At 63.5% G+C, this 16,641-nt stretch carries 15 protein-coding genes and 1 pseudogene; 8 read left to right on the forward strand and 8 right to left on the reverse strand.

Annotation, left to right across the window (positions count from 1 at the left end):
- Positions 1-7: 7 nt before the first annotated feature.
- On the forward strand, positions 8-2,077 hold the full coding sequence (locus tag AC1DZ8_RS18860; RefSeq protein WP_477308366.1) for an FUSC family protein: 2,070 nt from the start codon (positions 8-10) through the stop codon (positions 2,075-2,077).
- A gap of 151 nt (positions 2,078-2,228) precedes the next feature.
- Here AC1DZ8_RS18860 and AC1DZ8_RS18865 read toward each other — a convergent pair whose 3' ends face one another.
- The gene (locus tag AC1DZ8_RS18865; RefSeq protein WP_477308364.1) at positions 2,229-3,353 is read right to left on the reverse strand and encodes a DUF2336 domain-containing protein; all 1,125 of its coding nucleotides are present in this window, start codon (positions 3,351-3,353) and stop codon (positions 2,229-2,231) included.
- Between the two features lie 140 nt (positions 3,354-3,493).
- On the opposite strand from AC1DZ8_RS18865, the pseudogene AC1DZ8_RS18870 reads away from it, so the two are divergent.
- A pseudogene (locus tag AC1DZ8_RS18870) lies at positions 3,494-3,958 on the forward strand (MaoC family dehydratase); the annotation flags it as partial.
- Positions 3,958-4,839, forward strand: a complete 882-nt coding sequence (locus AC1DZ8_RS18875) for an HpcH/HpaI aldolase/citrate lyase family protein (RefSeq protein ID WP_477308362.1) — start codon at positions 3,958-3,960, stop codon at positions 4,837-4,839. The pseudogene AC1DZ8_RS18870 and the gene AC1DZ8_RS18875, both read left to right, overlap by 1 nt.
- Here the strand turns inward: AC1DZ8_RS18875 and AC1DZ8_RS18880 are convergent.
- Positions 4,836-6,737 (reverse strand): CASTOR/POLLUX-related putative ion channel, encoded by a 1,902-nt coding sequence (locus tag AC1DZ8_RS18880; protein WP_477308360.1) that lies wholly within the window; start codon positions 6,735-6,737, stop codon positions 4,836-4,838. The genes AC1DZ8_RS18875 and AC1DZ8_RS18880 overlap by 4 nt on opposite strands.
- Before the next feature lie 189 nt (positions 6,738-6,926).
- The gene (locus tag AC1DZ8_RS18885; RefSeq protein WP_477308358.1) at positions 6,927-7,511 is read right to left on the reverse strand and encodes a nitroreductase family protein; all 585 of its coding nucleotides are present in this window, start codon (positions 7,509-7,511) and stop codon (positions 6,927-6,929) included.
- Positions 7,512-7,677: 166 nt separating this feature from the next.
- Between AC1DZ8_RS18885 and AC1DZ8_RS18890 the strand changes: the two genes are divergently transcribed.
- The 3 genes from AC1DZ8_RS18890 to AC1DZ8_RS18900 all read left to right on the forward strand — a co-directional run bounded on the left by AC1DZ8_RS18890 (position 7,678) and on the right by AC1DZ8_RS18900 (position 9,574).
- A complete protein-coding gene (locus AC1DZ8_RS18890) occupies positions 7,678-8,640 on the forward strand; it encodes a hypothetical protein (RefSeq protein WP_477308356.1) in 963 nt (320 codons plus the stop codon).
- Positions 8,641-8,868: 228 nt separating this feature from the next.
- The gene (locus AC1DZ8_RS18895) at positions 8,869-9,180 is read left to right on the forward strand and encodes an ankyrin repeat domain-containing protein (protein WP_477308355.1); all 312 of its coding nucleotides are present in this window, start codon (positions 8,869-8,871) and stop codon (positions 9,178-9,180) included.
- Positions 9,107-9,574: a c-type cytochrome gene (locus AC1DZ8_RS18900; RefSeq protein ID WP_477308353.1), complete on the forward strand. Its 468-nt coding sequence runs from the start codon at positions 9,107-9,109 to the stop codon at positions 9,572-9,574. The genes AC1DZ8_RS18895 and AC1DZ8_RS18900 overlap by 74 nt, the downstream gene beginning before the upstream one ends.
- Positions 9,575-9,660: 86 nt before the next feature.
- On the opposite strand, the gene AC1DZ8_RS18905 is transcribed toward AC1DZ8_RS18900, so the two are convergent.
- Both AC1DZ8_RS18905 and thrS read right to left on the reverse strand, forming a co-directional pair.
- Complete coding sequence (locus AC1DZ8_RS18905; RefSeq protein WP_477308351.1) at positions 9,661-10,599, reverse strand: lysophospholipid acyltransferase family protein; 939 nt, start codon at positions 10,597-10,599, stop codon at positions 9,661-9,663.
- Positions 10,600-10,683: 84 nt separating this feature from the next.
- Positions 10,684-12,657, reverse strand: a complete 1,974-nt coding sequence (thrS, locus tag AC1DZ8_RS18910) for a threonine--tRNA ligase (protein ID WP_477308349.1) — start codon at positions 12,655-12,657, stop codon at positions 10,684-10,686.
- 206 nt (positions 12,658-12,863) lie between these two features.
- Between thrS and AC1DZ8_RS18915 the strand changes: the two genes are divergently transcribed.
- Positions 12,864-13,700 carry an SAM-dependent methyltransferase gene (locus tag AC1DZ8_RS18915; protein WP_477308347.1) on the forward strand — a complete coding sequence of 279 codons (837 nt, stop codon included), beginning with the start codon at positions 12,864-12,866 and terminating at the stop codon, positions 13,698-13,700.
- 7 nt (positions 13,701-13,707) lie between these two features.
- Here the strand turns inward: AC1DZ8_RS18915 and blaOXA are convergent, their stop codons facing one another.
- The 3 genes from blaOXA to AC1DZ8_RS18930 form a co-directional block, all read right to left on the reverse strand.
- Positions 13,708-14,523, reverse strand: coding sequence for a class D beta-lactamase (gene blaOXA, locus AC1DZ8_RS18920; protein ID WP_477308345.1), 816 nt, complete (start codon positions 14,521-14,523; stop codon positions 13,708-13,710).
- A gap of 155 nt (positions 14,524-14,678) precedes the next feature.
- Positions 14,679-15,047 carry a membrane protein insertion efficiency factor YidD gene (gene yidD / locus AC1DZ8_RS18925; RefSeq protein WP_477401417.1) on the reverse strand — a complete coding sequence of 123 codons (369 nt, stop codon included), beginning with the start codon at positions 15,045-15,047 and terminating at the stop codon, positions 14,679-14,681.
- A gap of 124 nt (positions 15,048-15,171) precedes the next feature.
- Positions 15,172-15,330, reverse strand: coding sequence for a hypothetical protein (locus AC1DZ8_RS18930; RefSeq protein WP_477308341.1), 159 nt, complete (start codon positions 15,328-15,330; stop codon positions 15,172-15,174).
- Positions 15,331-15,422: 92 nt separating this feature from the next.
- Here AC1DZ8_RS18930 and AC1DZ8_RS18935 point away from each other — a divergent pair, with 92 nt between their 5' ends.
- Positions 15,423-16,340 carry a LysR substrate-binding domain-containing protein gene (locus tag AC1DZ8_RS18935; protein ID WP_477308339.1) on the forward strand — a complete coding sequence of 306 codons (918 nt, stop codon included), beginning with the start codon at positions 15,423-15,425 and terminating at the stop codon, positions 16,338-16,340.
- Positions 16,341-16,641: the final 301 nt, after the last annotated feature.

Here is a 16,641-nt window from a genome sequence, read left to right on the forward strand (position 1 = left end):
TGGGCGTGTGACCTGGGACCGGCTGCGCAACGGTTTTGTCGCGAGATTTGCCGGTCTGACGCAGCCAACCCGCTCGGATTGGATTTTCGCCCTGCGCACCGTTTCGGCCGGTCTGATTGCGCTTCTCGTCGCCTACGCACTGAAACTCGACCACCCGCAATGGGCCATGATGACGGTCTTCATCGTCGCCCAGCCGGTTGCCGGCATGGTGCTGGCGAAAGGTTTTTACCGGCTGCTCGGCACGCTTGCCGGTGGACTTGCGGCGATCGGCATCACCTCGGTTTTCGGCACCAATCCGTGGCTGCTGGTGACGGCGCTCTCCGTCTGGATTGGCCTGTGCACGCTGGTTTCGTCGCTGCTGCGCAACCCGGAAGCCTATGGCGCGGCCCTTGCCGGCTATACCGCGATGATCATTGGGCTGCCTGCCTTCGGCCAGCCGCATGTGATCGTCGATCTCGCTGTCGCGCGCTGCGCCGAGATCGTGCTCGGTATCGTCTGTGCCGGTCTGACCAGCCGGCTGATCCTGCCCAAGCTGGCCGCCGACGCCATCATTTCGCGGCTGAAGCGCAGCATCCTCGACCTTGCCACCTATGCAGGCGGCGCCTTTTCCGGCGGCGATCCGGCAGTGCTGGCCGGCCTGCACCGCAAGCTCATCGCCGATGCCCAGACGTTGGCCGAGATGCGCACTTATGCACGGCTCGAAGCGCCGAGCTTCGCCACCCGCGCCCATCCGGTCCGCCGCACCATCGGCCAGCTCCTGTCGGCGCTGTCGGCGGCGCGCGAGCTGCACTCGCACGCGGCGCCGAAAAACGCAGCACTCATCCCGGTGCGCTCCGAACTGCAGTCACTGGTCAGCGAACTTGCAGCCGCGCCCGAGGCGCTGGACGACACGTCGCCCTGGGTGACGCGGCTCGACGCGATTGCCGGCAAGGCCCGGCAAATGCCCGACGCCTCGGCCGATCAGGGCGACGACAGGGTCGGCACGATAACGCGCCTGACCATCGCCGCCGATTTCGCCGAAGCCTTCAAGCAAGTGCTGCGCGGTCTCGACGCTCTGCGCGCACCGGTGACGCGCCCGGGCCGGGCCAACAGGCAGCAGCCTGCGCTGGTGGTGCACCGCGACTACCCCGGCGCTTTGCGCAATGCCATACGCGCGGCCATTGCCACGCTGGCGGTCGCCGCCTTCTGGCTGACGACGAAATGGTCCGATGCGGCCGGCACCGTCATTCTCGTTGCTGTCGTCTCCAGTCTTTTCGCCGCGCGTCCTGACCCGGTGCAGGTGTCCTGGGGCTTCTTCAGGGGAACGCTGCTGGCTTTGCCCTTTGCCTTCCTTGTCGGCCAGGTCGCCCTGCCCGCTTTGCCCGGCTTCGGCTGGTTCGCGCTGTTTGTCGTGCCGATCCTGATACCCACGGCGCTGGGCATGGCCAATCCGCGCACTGTTGGTGTGGCGACCGCCTTTGCCATCAACTTCCTCGCCTTCCTCAGCCCGCATCAGGCTATGACCTATGCTCCAGGCCCGTTCTTCGCCGGCTCGGCTTCAGTGCTGGTCGGCATCCTGCTGGCGATCGGCGTCTTCATCGTCGTGCTGCCGGCCGATCCGTGGCTTGCCGCCAACCGCATCGTGCGCGCCATGCGCGAGGACCTGGCCCGGCTTTGCCTGCATGAGCGGGTGCCGCGGCGTTCTGCCTTCGAGAGCCTCGCCTATGACCGCATCAACCAGTTGATGCCGCTCTTGCAGAACACCGGCAGGAAAGGCGATGCCATCCTCGGCGGCAGCATCGCTGCCGTCACCCTCGGCCTCGAAATCCTGCGCCTGCGCACCGCGCAGCAGAGCCCCGCCACGCCTTCCGAAACCGCGCTTTCGATCGACAATTTCCTACGCGGCCTGGCGCGTGAACTGCTGTTTCGCGCACCAGGCGATCCCCAGACGGCGACGGTCGCCGTCGCCCGGCAATATGCAGCCGGCCTCTCAGAGCGCAGCGGCAGTGCCGACACGCTGCAGATCGCAGCCTCGCTGCGCATCGTCGCCGCCACGATCGAGGACTTCCCGGATTTTTTCGCCAAAGATAGGGGCTAGGCAGGACAAAGGGCGTGTTGAGATTCAGGTCAGGCCGAGTCGAAAACAGCTGATACCGAGAACCGAAGCGGAGCGTACTTTATGTACGTGAGCACCGGAAGCGCAGGTATCGGCCATTTGCAGGCCGGCCTCACCTGAATATCAATGCGCCCTAAGCTGCTGCGATCGCCAGCGCATGCCCGCGCGCGTTTTCGCGCAGCGCGTCGAGATGGATCGACTTGACCAGGCCGGCGAGATCGCCCTCGGTGGACTGGCCGCCGAGTTCCTTCAGCATCAGCCAGCTGACTTCCTGCACGCCGGCGATGCGCTTGCCATTGGCAACTTCGCGCCAGATCTTGAGCGCCCGCAGGATGATACCATGGGTCGGAGCGGCAAGGCCGGCGCCGCGAAACAGCGCCTGCAGAGCAACATCCTGGCCGCCGGCAAGCAGCGCCCGCACCCTTTGCTCCGATTGCTGGCTGAGCGCGACCAGGGTCGAGCCGAAAAAGTCGACCTTGCCGTGAGCAATGGTGCGGATGATGAAGCTAGCGGTCAGGTCGCCGCGCAGCCGCAGATGCTCGATGAGCGCGCCATGTTCCTCCGTGCGCGTGCCTTCGACCAGTCGCACCGAAGCCTTGACGCAGGCATCGCGCGTGACGCGCTCGGCTCTGGCCGCCCCCATCAACGCCATCACCAGCGGTGAAGCTTTGAGCGTTTCGCCGAGCTTGACCAGCAGCATATGCCGGCAGTCGGCGGGCAACCTGACATCGGTGACCATTGCCTCTCGTAGATGAGCAATATGGCCATGCCGCTCGGCCATACGGCGAAAGCTGAGCGATGCTATATCGGCGCCGTCATTGGCGAGCAGCGCGGCACACGCTTCCGGTTCGCCGATCTCGGCAATGGCCGCGGCAACCGCCATCGAGACGACCGGCCGGTCGGCGATCAGTTTTTGCGTCGCCTTGTGGCCGGCAGCAACGCGGTCGATCAGATCGGCATCGGTGAGCAGCGGCGAGCGCGCCAGCACCAGGGCCGCCACTTCCGGCTGGTCAGAGGCAAGCGCGCTGATGATCTGCAGCGGGGCGTGATGGCTCATCGACAGCGCCTCGGCCAGCGCCAGCCGCACCTTCGACGAAGCGTCGTCGAGCAGCAGCGTCAGCGCCGCCTCCGCGGCGCAGCGGTCCTCAAAGGGCAGTTCGGCGTTGATGTAGGCACGGGCCAGCGCGCTCGCCGCGGCGGCACGCTCCGACACCTTGGCGGTGTAGATCCATTTCAGGAAATGCGAAACAACAACCATACCGCCTGCTTATGCCCCCTTGCCGAAAAGCTCCGGCCCCGGGAATGACCCTAGGCAGAAATGGTTTACGAACGGTTCACCATGTTTATTAACTGGCTTGCGGGTGACACGGGCAGCGCCTATCAACCGTCAGGCAGCAGAGGAGGACGATAATGGCCGGGCTTTATCTCGAAGAGTTCGTCGTCGGCCATGTCTTCAAGCACACACTGCGCAAGACCGTCACCGAAAGCGACAACATGCTGTTCTCGGTGATGACGCTGAACCCGCAGCCGCTGCATATCGACTTCGACTTCGCCGCAAGGAGCGAATGGGGCAAGCCGCTGGTCAATTCGCTGTTCACGCTCGGCCTGATGATCGGCATCTCCGTCAATGACATCACCGTCGGCACCACGGTCGCCAATCTCGGCATGAAGGAGACGGTGTTTCCGCACCCGGTCTTCCACGGCGACACCATCCGTGTCGAGACCACGGTGCTCTCGGTCAGGGAATCGAAATCGAAACCGGACCGCGGCATCGTCGAGTTCGAGCATCGCGCCTACAATCAGAACGACGTGCTCGTCGCCAAATGCACGCGCCAGGCGATGATGATGAAAAAGGCAGCCTGATGCGCTCGCTGCTGTTTGTGCCCGGCGATTCCGAAAAGAAGCTGGAGAAAGGCTTTGGCGCCGGCGCCGACGTGGTCATCGTCGATCTTGAGGATTCGGTGGCGCCGCAAAACAAGGTAGCGGCGCGCGAGATCGCGGCACGCTTCATTGCCGGCAACAGGCAGCAGACAAGCTCCGCCATCTATATCCGAGTCAACGATCTCTCGAGCGGATTGACCGACGACGATCTGGCCGCCCTGGTCTCGGCCAAACCCGACGGCATCATGCTGCCGAAATCGAACAGCGGCCAGGACGTGCAGCAGCTCTCCGCGAAGCTCCGCGTGCACGAAGCCGAAAACGGATTGCCGGACGGCGGCATAAAAATCCTGCCGATCATCACCGAGACCGCCGCTGGCGTGCTTGCCGCCGCGACCTATGCCGGGGCAAGCGCCCGGCTTGCCGGCCTCACCTGGGGTGCGGAGGATCTGTCGGCGGCGATCGGCGCGCGCGCGGCGCGCGACGAGAACGGCTGCTATACCGATGTCTTCCGCCTTGCCCGCACCATGACCATTCTCGCCGCCGGCGCGGCCGAAGTCGCGGCGATCGACACGGTCTTCCCCGGCTTTCGTGACATGGCCGCCTTCGAAGCCGAATGCGTCGAGGCAGAGCGCGACGGCTTTACCGGCAAGATGGCGATTCACCCGGCACAGGTGCCGGTCATCAACGCCGCCTTCACGCCATCGGCCGAGGCGGTGGAACGCTCGCAGGCGATCGTCTCTGCCTTCGAGGCGGCAGGAAATCCTGGTGTGGTCGGCATTGACGGCAAGATGTACGACCGGCCGCATCTGCGGCTGGCCGAACGGCTTCTGGCTCGCGCCAAGGCGGCAGGCGTTTCCTCTTAATCGCGCGCCAGGACGATGACCCGGTCCTCCGGCAGGTAGGCCAGCGCTTCCGACTTCAGCGGGTTGACGGTGACGCCGCCCAGCGCCCGCTCATCGGTCTCAGCAGTGCGGACGCGCCGGTAACCGATGGCGATCTCGCCACGCAACCGCGCCGATTCCGCGATCGTCCAGAATGTCACCGGCTGGTCGATGGCGACATAGTCGCCGACCGGGCGCATGTAGATTTCAGAGCCCTCTTCGTCGAGCAAATCATCGAAGATCGCAGCGAGATACTGGTTCTCCGACGCTTGCGCCAGCATCAGGCTGACCAACCGGTTGCTGACGACGAAGTCGTCGGCCTTGGTCACCGCCGCCAGCTCGCGGTTGCGCACGTCGATCATCTCGCTGACGATCGAGATATGCGTGCCGGCATCATCTGAGATTTTGCGCAGATGCAGCAGCGTCACCAGCGTGCGCGTATCGGCGGGCTGCGCTGCCATGGTCTCGCTGTAGCCCAGCACGAGCACATGGTCGTAGGAAGGTACGTCCAGGCTGGCAAGCTCGGTGCTGCTCGAGGTGTCGGTGATGCGGCAGGACACCGCCAGATTGTCGCCGACGACCGGCAGTCCGGCTACTTCCTGCTCGAGACCGGGCGTATCGGCGGCGATGGTCAGGATCGAGCCCGGCGCGACATAGCGCGACAGTTCATAGGTGATGATCGGACCGCGCCGGTTCCAGCCGAGGATCAGCGTGCGCTCGGGCTTCGCCTCGACAGGTTGATGGCGAAGGATCGCCGCGGTATCGACCTTGGCCGCCGCGCCTCCCAGCTTGATGGCGGCATCGTCCTCGGCGATGATGATGGCGCGCATGTCCTTGCCGATCACCAGCTCCGACGGCGGGTTGAGATTGACGCGGCCGTTTTGGTCGCAGAGCCCGATCAGTGCGCAATGCTCATACGCCATCACCGCCTCGCCGAAGGTCTTGCCGACAAGATCTGGCTGTTCGGTCGTGTAGATTTCGCAGCCGTCGAAATCGAGCAACTCCGAATAGACCCCGCTGAGACCCGACTGCCGGCTCGAATGCACGACGATGCGCGAGATCAGCTGATCGGCCAGCACGAGTTGCACCTCGGCCCCGCCGACGACGCGGGCGACCTCGGCGTTCTTGCCATCGCGGATTTCGGCGGCGATGTTGTAGGGCGCGGTGCGCCGGTTCGGGTCGTTGGCCAGTGCCAACACCGTCTTGATCACCTGCGAATCCGGATCGTCGCCGTCCGGCGACAGCACGATGACCGAGCGCGAGGTCTGCGGGTTGACGATGGCGAGATCATAGAGGTCAGTCGGGTCACCGCTGCGGCAAATGATGCGTGTGTTGCCCAGTTTGTCGACCTTGGCCGCGATCTCGTCCTCCATCGCGACCTTGTCCATATTGGCCATGACGACAATGCGCGGATGGCGGCGGCTGGCATTCGCAATGACGAGTTCGGAGATGACGTCGAAGATCGACGGCGACCAGTTGAGGATGATGGTGTGGTCGCTCTCCAGCACCCGCGAACGGCCCTTGCGCAATTCATCGAGCTTGCTGTCGACGCCGGCGCTGAGCACGCCGATGAGCGCCGACACGACGAAAATGCCGGCAAGCGTGACAAAAAGCATGACGAGCCGGAAGGCCCAGCCGGTGTCGCCGCCCATCGTACCGGAATCGAGCGTACGCATCAGCGATTCCCAGAACGCTTCGAAGAAGTTCAGCGGCTCGCCGCCCTCCGGCGCGATGCGTGTCACCGCAAGGAAAGCCGCGGCGGCGATGATGATCAGCAGGGAAGCGACGGCAAGCCAGCCGATCAGCGCGATGGGGCCGGCGGCCATGCTCTTGTCGAACCCGTAGCGCAGCCGGGTTGCCAACGAGTCTCGTTTCTTCATGCCGCCGACGCCCCCGCAATCCCAAGGTCGATGCGCAAGCGCATCACCCAAGCCGCCCTCTTACCGTGTGTTTGGACGAAGGGCATCGCTTTTCACGTGTGCATCGCCAAGGCATCCACAGAAACGTCGAACCTACCAAACGCGTCTGGCAAGCCGCCGTGAACCGGCTCGCCACGGCTCGCACACCAGTCAGCCGTTCCATGGCCCCGAATAATCGGCATAGAGCTTTGCCGGATCGGGCCGCGGCCGCTCCGGCGCCGGCCCCTGGTAGGACCCGATATGGACAAAGCCGATGACGCGTTCCTGTGGCGCCAGTCCAAGCAGCGCCCTGCCCTCGGCCACGTCGGAATACCAGTTGCTGATCATGTTGGTGCCGTAGCCCAGCGCGTTGGCCGCGATCATCAGGTTCATCGCCGCCATGCCGCCGGACAGGAACATCTCCCATTGCGGTATCTTCGGGTTGTCCTTTGGGACCGAGACCACGCCGATCACCAGCGGCGCTCGCGAAAACCGAGCCAGCTCCTGGTTGTGGCGGTTTTCCGGCAGCGGCCCTTCGCGCTGTTCGGCGAGCGCCGCCAGCTTCCTGCCGATCTCGACACGCGCCTCGCCGCGATAGAGGATGAAGCGCCAAGGCTCCAGCCGGCCGTGATCGGGCACCCGGCTTGCAGCCGCAATCATGCTGGCGATATCGGCATCGCTGGGCGCCGGTTCCTTCAATTCAGGGATCGGCGCGGAATTTCGGGTCAGCAGGAAGTCGATGATCGGCGACGCCATGGGGGCCTGGTCTCCTAAAGCACTCGATTTTGAGCTGAAGCGCGCCATCGCGGATCGGGGCGGCTCGGGCATTGGCGCACACGCGCCGGACGAAAGAGCCTGTTGCCTAGGCGGATCGGACTCTTAAGCCTTGAAATTGCCACCGCCTTGGGCTTCAACGCAAGGCATGTTTGAGGGGACATTGCGCCTTTTGCTGATTTGGCTTGCCGCAGCGCTGTTTGCGCCGGCCTCGATGGCCATGGCGCAGAATGCTGACGGCATCTCCAATCTGAAACTCCCCGACATTTCGAGCTATGCATCGCCCAAGAGCGAGAGGTCGCTGGCGCTCAGTGGCGGTGGCGCCATAACGCTGTCGGCGCAGTTGACCGACAAGGGCGCCGATATCACGCGCGGCATCGTCTGGCGTGTCTTCAAGCCCGAGGCGGCCAGCGACGGCAAGCTGCCGATGGTGGCGTCCGCGCATGGCGGCACCGCGGTGTTCCAGCTCGAACCCGGCAGCTATCTGGTGCACGCCTCCTACGGACGCGCCGGCGCCACCAAGCGCATCACCGTCGGCAAGGACGCCAAGCGCGAAAGCCTGGTGCTCGATGCCGGCGGCCTCAAGCTCGACGCGGTGCTCTCGGGCGGCGTGCGCATTCCACCCAAAAAGCTGCGCTTTTCCATCTATGAGGGCACCGCCGAGGCGAATGGCGACCGCGCCTTGATCATTCCCGATGTCGAACCAAACAGCGTCGTGCGGCTCAACGCCGGCGTCTACCATGTCGTCTCCACCTATGGCGCGGTGAATGCCGTCATTCGCTCTGACATCCGCGTCGAGGCCGGCAAGCTGACCGAAGCCACGGTCGAACATCGTGCAGCCGAGATGACCATGAAGCTGGTGCGCGAGACCGGCGGCGAAGCGATCGCCGATACATCCTGGTCACTGCTCAACGAATCCGGCGATCCGATCAAGGAAGCCGTCGGCGCCTTCGCCTCGATGGTGCTGGCCGAGGGCCAATACACCATCATCGCCAAGAACCGCGACCGCATCTACCAGAAGGATTTCACCGTCGTTGCCGGCCAGAACCAGGAAATTGAGGTCCTGGCCACCGAGGCTTCGGCGATCGATCCCGAGGAAGGCGCCGACTAGGTCGTGGGCTCATAGACCCGAAGCCAGAGCCGGATGGCCGCGAGCTTGACGAAAGCAAGAAGGTTAGCGGCCTCAAAGCGGACCTCTAGCGCAACAAGTCTGATGACCCGGATGGATGGGGACCTTGCGACTCGGCACCAGTGAAGTGGCTACGATCAGGCATTCGTGGTATGCTCTTACTGTCTCGAAACCGTGGCGCGTACCGCGGTTTGCCTTGGGAGATGCCAAATGCGCATGTCCTTGCTTTTCATTCCACTACTGCTTGCACCGATTGTATCGCATGCCGCCGACATTCACGACGCCGCCACGAAGGGCGATGTCGCGGCGATCACGGCAGCGCTCGACGCTGGTGCCGGCGTCGATGAGAGCGACGGGCGCGCGACACCACTCTATCTTGCGGTCAAGGGCGGTCATTTTGCGGCGGCAAAACTGCTCATCGAACGCGGTGCCGACGGCCGGCGCGGACGTGAATGCGAAGACAAAGGACGGCAAGACACCGCTCCATCTGGCAAAATTCAAGGGGCAACGCGAAGTCGCTGACTATCTCATGTCGCACGGCGTCGTCTTGCCAACACCAGCCCCGATCTCGATGAAGTTGGCTGCTGCCGATGTCGAGAAAGGCCGAACCTACTTCACACATGTGTGCCACGGTTGCCACAATGCCGAGCCACAGGGAGCGATCAAAACGGGACCGAACTTATGGGGCGTCGTCGGCCGCGACAAGGCATCCATGGCAAATATGCGTTACTCCGACACCTTGCTGGGCTTGGAGGGTGTATGGACGTACGAGGACCTGAACAAATATCTGCTTGAGCCCATGCTCACCACGCCGGGCGTTTACATGGAGGTGCCTGGCGTCCCGGACGAGACCGAACGGGTCAACCTGATCGCCTACTTGCGTACACTCAGCGACAAACCGCTCCCACTGCCCTAGGAGCTATTGAGCAAAAGGGCCGAGGTTGGCCGAAATCGTTGATCGACTGATCGTCGTTTATGAGTACACGCCCTAGTTAGCGTCTCTCAAGCTGCCTTGCGCAGCCGGCGCGGCAGGAAATGGACGCGGCCACGCGGTGCGGCCGGCGCCAGATCGAAGACGCCGCGATGAAGGCGATCGAGCAAGGTCTTGCGGTCGCGCAGCGGCTCCAGTTCGTCCCAGCGCAGCACGTTGCCGACGCGAACGTCGATCGCCTTGCCGGACAGCCGTGCGAATTCGCGGATGAGCATCGAAAGGCGCAGCGTCAGCGATGCCTTGCCGACGAATTTCGCCACCCTTCCCTCACGCTCGGCCATGTTCATGGGTCCGCTGACCAGATGGAACAGCCGGCCGTTCTGACCGGAAAAATGCATCGGCACCACCGACGCCTTGGCGTCCTGCACGAGGCGCGCTGGAAACATCTTCCACGGCAGGTCGCGCGCACGGCCAAAGCCTTTCGGCGCGGTGGCGACACCGCCGGCCGGAAACACGACGATGGTGACGCCCTCTTTCAACAGCCGCACCGCCTCGTGGCGCACCGCCATGTTGTTCTTTACCGCGTCCTTGGTCTCGGAAAAGTCGATCGGCAGCGAGTACGGTTCCATCTCGCGGATCTTGAGCAGATCCTTGTGGATCATGACCCGGAACGGACGCCCGAGCTGCTCGACCAGAGACAGCACGGCAATGCCGTCGCCAATGCCGAACGGATGGTTGGCGACAATCACCAGCGGCGTGTCAGGCAGCTTCGCCGGCGGCCACTGATCGGCGCTGCGCACCTTGACGTCGATCAGCTCCAACATGCGGCTGAACACGCGCTCGCCCGTCGGCGCCACCTGGCGGCGCCAGAAGTCGTAGAGCGCAGCATAGCGGTCGCGCCCCGACAGGCCTTCAATGGAATGGATGAACCAGCGCGTCAGCGCCGGCTGGCTCGCATTGGCGTAGGAGAGCTCGGGAAACGGTCTTTCCCGCATTTTCAGCTTGAGCATGGCGGCTCATTACAGGGTTGGCGTGACAGGCATGTGAAAATGGCGGTGGATCGCTCCACCGCCATTCCCGGAGATATCGATGGATCAGGCCGCGCGCCGTCTGCGGTCGGGCGAAGTGGCCTCGTCGGACAGCAGCTTGAGCGCATCGGCCAGCTTGAGCGATTCCTGATCGCGGGAGCCGAGCCGGCGGATGTTGACCGTCTCCTCCTCCGCCTCGCGCTTGCCGCAGACGAGGATCACCGGAACCTTGGCCAATGAATGCTCGCGTACCTTGTAGTTGATCTTCTCGTTACGCAGGTCGGCTTCGGCGATAAGCCCGGCCGCCTTCAGTTGCGCGACAACCTTGCGGGCATAGTCGTCGGCATCCGAGGTGATGGTCGCCACCACCACCTGCAGAGGTGCGAACCACAGCGGGAAATGACCGGAATAATGCTCGGTCAGGATGCCGAGGAAGCGCTCCATCGAGCCGCAGATGGCGCGATGCACCATCACCGGCTGCTTCTTTTCCGAATCCGAACCGATGTAGAAGGCGCCAAAGCGCTCCGGCAGATTGAAGTCGACCTGCGTGGTGCCGCACTGCCATTCGCGGCCGATGGCGTCCTTCAGCACATACTCGAACTTCGGCCCATAGAAAGCGCCCTCGCCCGGATTGATCGAGGTCTTGATGCGGTTGCCCGAACGTGTGCGAATCGTATCCAGCACGCTGTTCATGATCGCTTCTGCGTGGTCCCAAGCCTCGTCGGTGCCGACGCGCTTGTCAGGCCGCGTCGACAGCTTCACACTGACCTCGTCGAAGCCGAAATCGGCATAGGTCGACAGGATCAGGTCATTGATGCGCAGGCACTCGGCGGCAAGCTGATCCTCGGTGCAGAAGATATGCGCATCGTCCTGGGTGAAACCGCGCACGCGCATCAGCCCGTGCAGCGCGCCGGACGGTTCGTAGCGATGCACATTGCCGAATTCTGCAAGCTTTACGGGCAGATCGCGATAGGATTTCAACCCATGCTTGAAGATCTGCACATGGCCCGGACAATTCATCGGCTTCAGCGCGAACACGCGGTCGTCATCGGTGTCGTCGCCGGCCACCGTCACCTTGAACATGGCGTCGCGGTACCAGCCCCAGTGGCCCGACGTCTCCCACAGGCTCTTGTCCAGAACCTGCGGTGCGTTGACCTCCTGGTAGCCCTGCTCGTCGAGGCGGCGACGCATGTAGTTGACCAGGTTCTGGAACATCTTCCAGCCCTTGGCATGCCAGAAGACGACGCCCGGCCCCTCTTCCTGGAAATGGAACAGGTCCATCTCGCGGCCGAGCTTGCGGTGGTCGCGCTTCTCCGCCTCCTCCAGCATCGTCTGGTAGGCATCGAGCTCAGCCTGCTCGGCCCACGCCGTGCCGTAAATGCGGGTCAGCATCGGATTGTTCGAATCGCCGCGCCAATAGGCGCCGGCCACCTTCATCAGCTTGAAGGCGTTGCCGATCTGGCCGGTCGAGGCCATGTGCGGACCACGGCAGAGGTCGAACCAGTCGCCCTGGGCATAGATCTTGAGATCCTGTTCCTCAGGAATGGCGTCGATCAGTTCGAGCTTGTAGCGCTCGCCCTTGTCGGCAAAGACCTTTTTCGCCTTGTCGCGCGACCAGACCTCCTTGCTGAACGGTTTGTTGCGCGCAATGATCTCGCGCATCTTTTTCTCGATCACCGGGAAATCGTCCGGCGTGAACGGCTCGTTGCGGGCGAAGTCGTAATAGAATCCGTTCTCGATCACCGGCCCGATCGTGACCTGGGTTCCCGGCCACAACTCCTGCACGGCTTCCGCCAGCACGTGTGCCGCATCGTGGCGGATGAGCTCCAGCGCGCGCCGATCGGTGCGCGTGATGATCTCGACCTTGCCGGACTTGCCGAGCGGGTCGGAAAGGTCGCGCACGGTGCCATCGATGGCATAGGCGACGGCTTTCTTGGCCAGCGACTTCGAGATCGATTCGGCCAGGCCCGCACCGGTCATCGCCGCGTCGTAGTCGCGGACGGAGCCATCGGGAAATGTCAGGGAAACGGAATTCAGCATCAGGTATCTCCTATCCAGTCCCGCAAACGAGCGCGGGTGGTCGTGGTGTGAAGCCGGAAGCATCCGGCAGCGGGCGGGTTTTAGAGGCAGCACGGCGTGAGGTAAAGAGCGGTCATTGGCGCAGCCGTCAGGAAATGGCGCGACAGATGTCGCAGCCCAGTCGCACAGGCTTGCGAATTTCCCGGACGCGGGTTGGAATCCCAGGCATGGAAGACTTAAAACCCAGCCGAACCGCCCTGGGCGTCGCGCGCATGCGGGCCCTCCACCAGTTCTCACCGCAGGCGGGGCTGTTTCGCGACCCCTATGCGAGTGCGATTCTGGGCGATGCTGCACCGACGGCGCAGGACCTGGAGCAGGAAGATGAGCGCAGCCGGCGCATGCGCCTGTTCGTGGCGGCGCGTGCCCGTCTCGCCGAGGACTGGCTGACTGCGGCGGTGCGCAGGGGCGTCCGGCAAGTGGTGGTGCTCGGCGCTGGCCTCGACACGTTTTCGCTGCGCAATCCCTACCCCAACCTTGCCGTCTTCGAAGTAGACCATCCGGCAACGCAGGCCTGGAAACGCAAATGCATCGCCAATGCTGGCCTTGCCGAACCGTCGGCCACCACTTTCGTGCCTGTCGATTTCGAGCGGCAGAGCCTGGCGGACGAACTAGCGTTGGCTGGTCTGAAGCCGGCGGAGCCGAGCTTTTTCATCTGGCTTGGGGTCGTGCCATATCTGACACAGGAAGCCATCTTCGGCACCCTATCCTGGATTGCTGGCATTCCCGGCTCTGAGGTCGTCTTCGACTATAGCGAGCCGGCCGAGAACCGCGATGCGGCGGGACGGGCTGCGCTGTCCTTCCATGCAGCGCGCGTCGCCGCTGTCGGCGAGCCTTGGATCAGCTTCTTCGCCCCGGCCACACTAGCGCAATCGCTGCGCGAGCTCGGCTTCGATGAGATCGAAGATCTGGAAAGCAGCGACATCGCCGCCCGCTTCTCCAGGGCGCCAAAGGCAGAGGCAAGGAATTCCGGCGGCCACCTTATCCGTGCCCGCCGAAGCGCTTAAGCCAAGGTCACTTCACCAACTGCGGCAGGTCCTTCAGGAAAGCCGCGCGTGTCGCTGGGCCTTTCGGCGCGTCGATCGGCTTGGTGTCGACGACCAGTCGGGCAAAGACGATCCTGCGGTCGCCCTTTTTGGCCCAGCCCACAAACCAGCCGAGAGAACGCTTGTCCTTGCTGTTGCCGAGCCTGGTGCTGCCGGTCTTGCCCTGCACCGTCCAATCACCGGCCTTAAAACTTGGCAGGATGGCCCGGGTCATCTCATGCGCCTTGGCAGAAACCCGCATTTTGTCGGCAAGCAGCTGGCGCAAGAAAGCTGTCTGCTCGACCGGCGATATCTCGAGCGAGGAATTGATCCAGGATTGCGTGAGCCCGTTGTCCTTGCCGGCATCGCCCGAGACATCCATGTTGCCGTAGCCGAATTTCGAGACATAGCCGGCAAATCTTTTCGCGCCGAGCCGGCGCACGATCTCGCGCGAATACCAGACGATCGAGTCGCGCTCCCAGATCGTCGGGTCGACGGTCTTGTGGTCGCGCTTCACCGCCTTGAACTCAGGCTTGTAGTCCCAGCTCGGCGTTTGCGCGTCGCTCAGGATGCCGCTGTCGTAGCCGATCAGCGCCAGCGGCACCTTGAAGGTCGACGCCGGGCTGACGCGTTGGTCGCAGACGCCGCTCTGATAGAGCGTCTCGCCGCTCGCCGCGTCCTGGATCAGCGTGCATTCGAGATCGCCAAGCGGTGCCGATTGCGCGCGCATCGGAAACCCCAGAAACCAGGCCAGCAGGAACAGGACCGCGGCAATAATGAAGGGGTGGGTTTCGATCCGACGCATGTGAGCTCTCCTGGGGAATGACAGAAGGCGCTTAGCGAAGCGTCTTGGCTCGATTTTGACTCAAATGCGCAGTCTTTGTGCAGGCTGACGTTAACCCTACCGGACCGTAAAGAAATGCGGCTTTGGCGATTTGAATCGGCGACCTAGAGTCGCCGTCAGGCTTCACCCCGCTTCTTGCCGATCCGCCAATACCGCCAAGGTGTGAACCAGACATAGCGCGGAGCGAGCACCTCGGGCACACGGTCTATGCCATGCGTTCCGAACGGCCCGCAGCGCAGCACGCGGAACAGGCCCATCCAGCCGCCGACCCACAGACCGTGGCGGGCAATCGCCTCATGCGCGTATTCGGAACAGGTCGGCAGATGCCGGCAGGAATTGCCGACAAAACCGGACAGTGTCAGTTGATAGAGGCGCACCAGCGACGTGCCTAAAATGCGGCCGGGCGTCTTGCGCCATGGTCCGGGCCAGTTGCGCCCGCGCTGGGTCTGCCCGGCGGCATGCACATGCGGATGTTGGTCGCCCACCGCTGTCTCTTTCCGAACGTGACCCCGAAACCGACTTCCGGGTCAGCTTGCGTTTCCAGGCCGATAGATGTGGGCTTCGGCTGGCAAACGCAATCCCATTCACTCACTCGCCTCTTTCTTGGCTTCAGGGTCGCGAGCGGCGAAAGGGGTGCCGCTCCGCGGGAGCCGCCCAGCGGCCGGCCGGCCTTTCCTCAATGCGCGGGGCATTATGCCGCCTGTCATCACGCCATTGAAACGTCGCGATCCGCATCACATCGCCAAAGATTTCCAGAAACTGGATCATGTCCGTGTCTCCTTTGAGACGGATTAGACGCCCACTGGTCTTCGCCTTCAAACGAGTATAATTTCCGCTTCGGATAACTTTGGGTTATGCGAATGAAGCGCGGACGGCTGCCCCTGACGGCGTTGCGGAGTTTCGAGGCGGCCGGCCGGCAATTGAGTTTCAGCCGGGCCGCCGAGGAGCTGTTCGTCTCGCAGGCAGCGATCAGCCGGCAGATCCGCGAACTCGAGCAGTTCCTGCGCCGGCCCTTGTTCCACCGCCATCACCGCCGCGTCGAACTGACCGAGGCTGGCCAGCGCCTGCTCGACCAGTTGGTCAGGAGTTTCGACGACATCGACAGACTGCTTTCGGACCTGGTGGCGGCCCCTGCGCAGTCGGTGGTCCGCGTCAGCGTCGAACCATCGCTGGCCTCGGTATGGCTGTTGCCGCGGCTCAACCGCTTCAGCAAGTTGCGGCCCGATATCGACGTCTCCCTCGAAGTCGATCCAAGGCCGATCGAGTTCCGCAGCGATCAGCCTGAACTCGCCTTGCGCTTCAGTGCACGCGCCACCTCATGGCCGCGCAGCGAGGCCGAATGGCTTGCCTCGACCGTCGATTCGCCGGTCCTGTCGCCGGCCTTGCTGGCGTCGGGCCCTCCTCTCGAAAAGCCGCTCGACCTCGCCCGCTACACGCTGTTGCACGAGGAAAACCGTCAAGGCTGGGCGCGCTGGTTCGAGGCAGCCGGCGTGGGCGCCGACGCCATTCCGGCGCGCGGCCCGATGCTGGCGGATGTGTCGCTGTCGAAGCAGGCGGCCCTGCTCGGCCATGGCGTGGCGCTGGGCGACCTCTTGCAGATCGGTGAGGAGATTGCGTCCGGCGCGCTGGTCAAGCCGTTCGACATCGACGTCGCATCCGGCGCCTACTGGCTGGTCGCCAGGAGTTTGAAGGACCTGCCGGAACCGGCCAAGGCCTTTGCCGACTGGGTGAGGAACGAATTTGCCGAAAGCAGACGGGTGCAGGAACAGCAGACCTAAGCCGGCGCCCTTCTTAAGCCTTCGGTTTCTATTTCTGCTGCGCGCTGGATGACATCACTCCGGCATCGAAATTGACCGTCGTCTCGCGCCAATCCTGGTAGCTATCGGCAAAAGCTGCAAGGCCAGTGAAGGGTGCACAACGGGGTAATTGCCCGAACTGCGCTATCATTGAACCTCTTGCCCTGTGGTTCTGTTGCGGGGTTGAGTATCTTTGGCGGTCCGGCGAGCGAGCCATCCGGGTTCAGACTGATTTGGACGCGCGTGATCGTGATCACGGATCCGTCGTCGACTGGGATAGTCC

Source organism: Mesorhizobium sp. P2_F7 (assembly GCF_056403695.1).

Excerpts from the sequence above, each read along its gene's own strand:
- AC1DZ8_RS18875 (WP_477308362.1), top strand. The coding sequence starts at position 3,958 with ATGCGCTCGCTGCTGTTTGTGCCCGGCGATTCCGAAAAGAAGCTGGAG.
- AC1DZ8_RS18885 (WP_477308358.1), bottom strand. The coding sequence starts at position 7,511 with ATGGCGTCGCCGATCATCGACTTCCTGCTGACCCGAAATTCCGCGCCG.
- AC1DZ8_RS18895 (WP_477308355.1), top strand. The coding sequence starts at position 8,869 with ATGCGCATGTCCTTGCTTTTCATTCCACTACTGCTTGCACCGATTGTA.
- AC1DZ8_RS18865 (WP_477308364.1), bottom strand. The coding sequence starts at position 3,353 with ATGGTTGTTGTTTCGCATTTCCTGAAATGGATCTACACCGCCAAGGTG.
- AC1DZ8_RS18935 (WP_477308339.1), top strand. The coding sequence starts at position 15,423 with ATGAAGCGCGGACGGCTGCCCCTGACGGCGTTGCGGAGTTTCGAGGCG.
- AC1DZ8_RS18930 (WP_477308341.1), bottom strand. The coding sequence starts at position 15,330 with ATGATCCAGTTTCTGGAAATCTTTGGCGATGTGATGCGGATCGCGACG.
- AC1DZ8_RS18880 (WP_477308360.1), bottom strand. The coding sequence starts at position 6,737 with ATGAAGAAACGAGACTCGTTGGCAACCCGGCTGCGCTACGGGTTCGAC.
- thrS (WP_477308349.1), bottom strand. The coding sequence starts at position 12,657 with ATGCTGAATTCCGTTTCCCTGACATTTCCCGATGGCTCCGTCCGCGAC.
- AC1DZ8_RS18905 (WP_477308351.1), bottom strand. The coding sequence starts at position 10,599 with ATGCTCAAGCTGAAAATGCGGGAAAGACCGTTTCCCGAGCTCTCCTAC.
- AC1DZ8_RS18890 (WP_477308356.1), top strand. The coding sequence starts at position 7,678 with ATGTTTGAGGGGACATTGCGCCTTTTGCTGATTTGGCTTGCCGCAGCG.
- blaOXA (WP_477308345.1), bottom strand. The coding sequence starts at position 14,523 with ATGCGTCGGATCGAAACCCACCCCTTCATTATTGCCGCGGTCCTGTTC.
- AC1DZ8_RS18915 (WP_477308347.1), top strand. The coding sequence starts at position 12,864 with ATGGAAGACTTAAAACCCAGCCGAACCGCCCTGGGCGTCGCGCGCATG.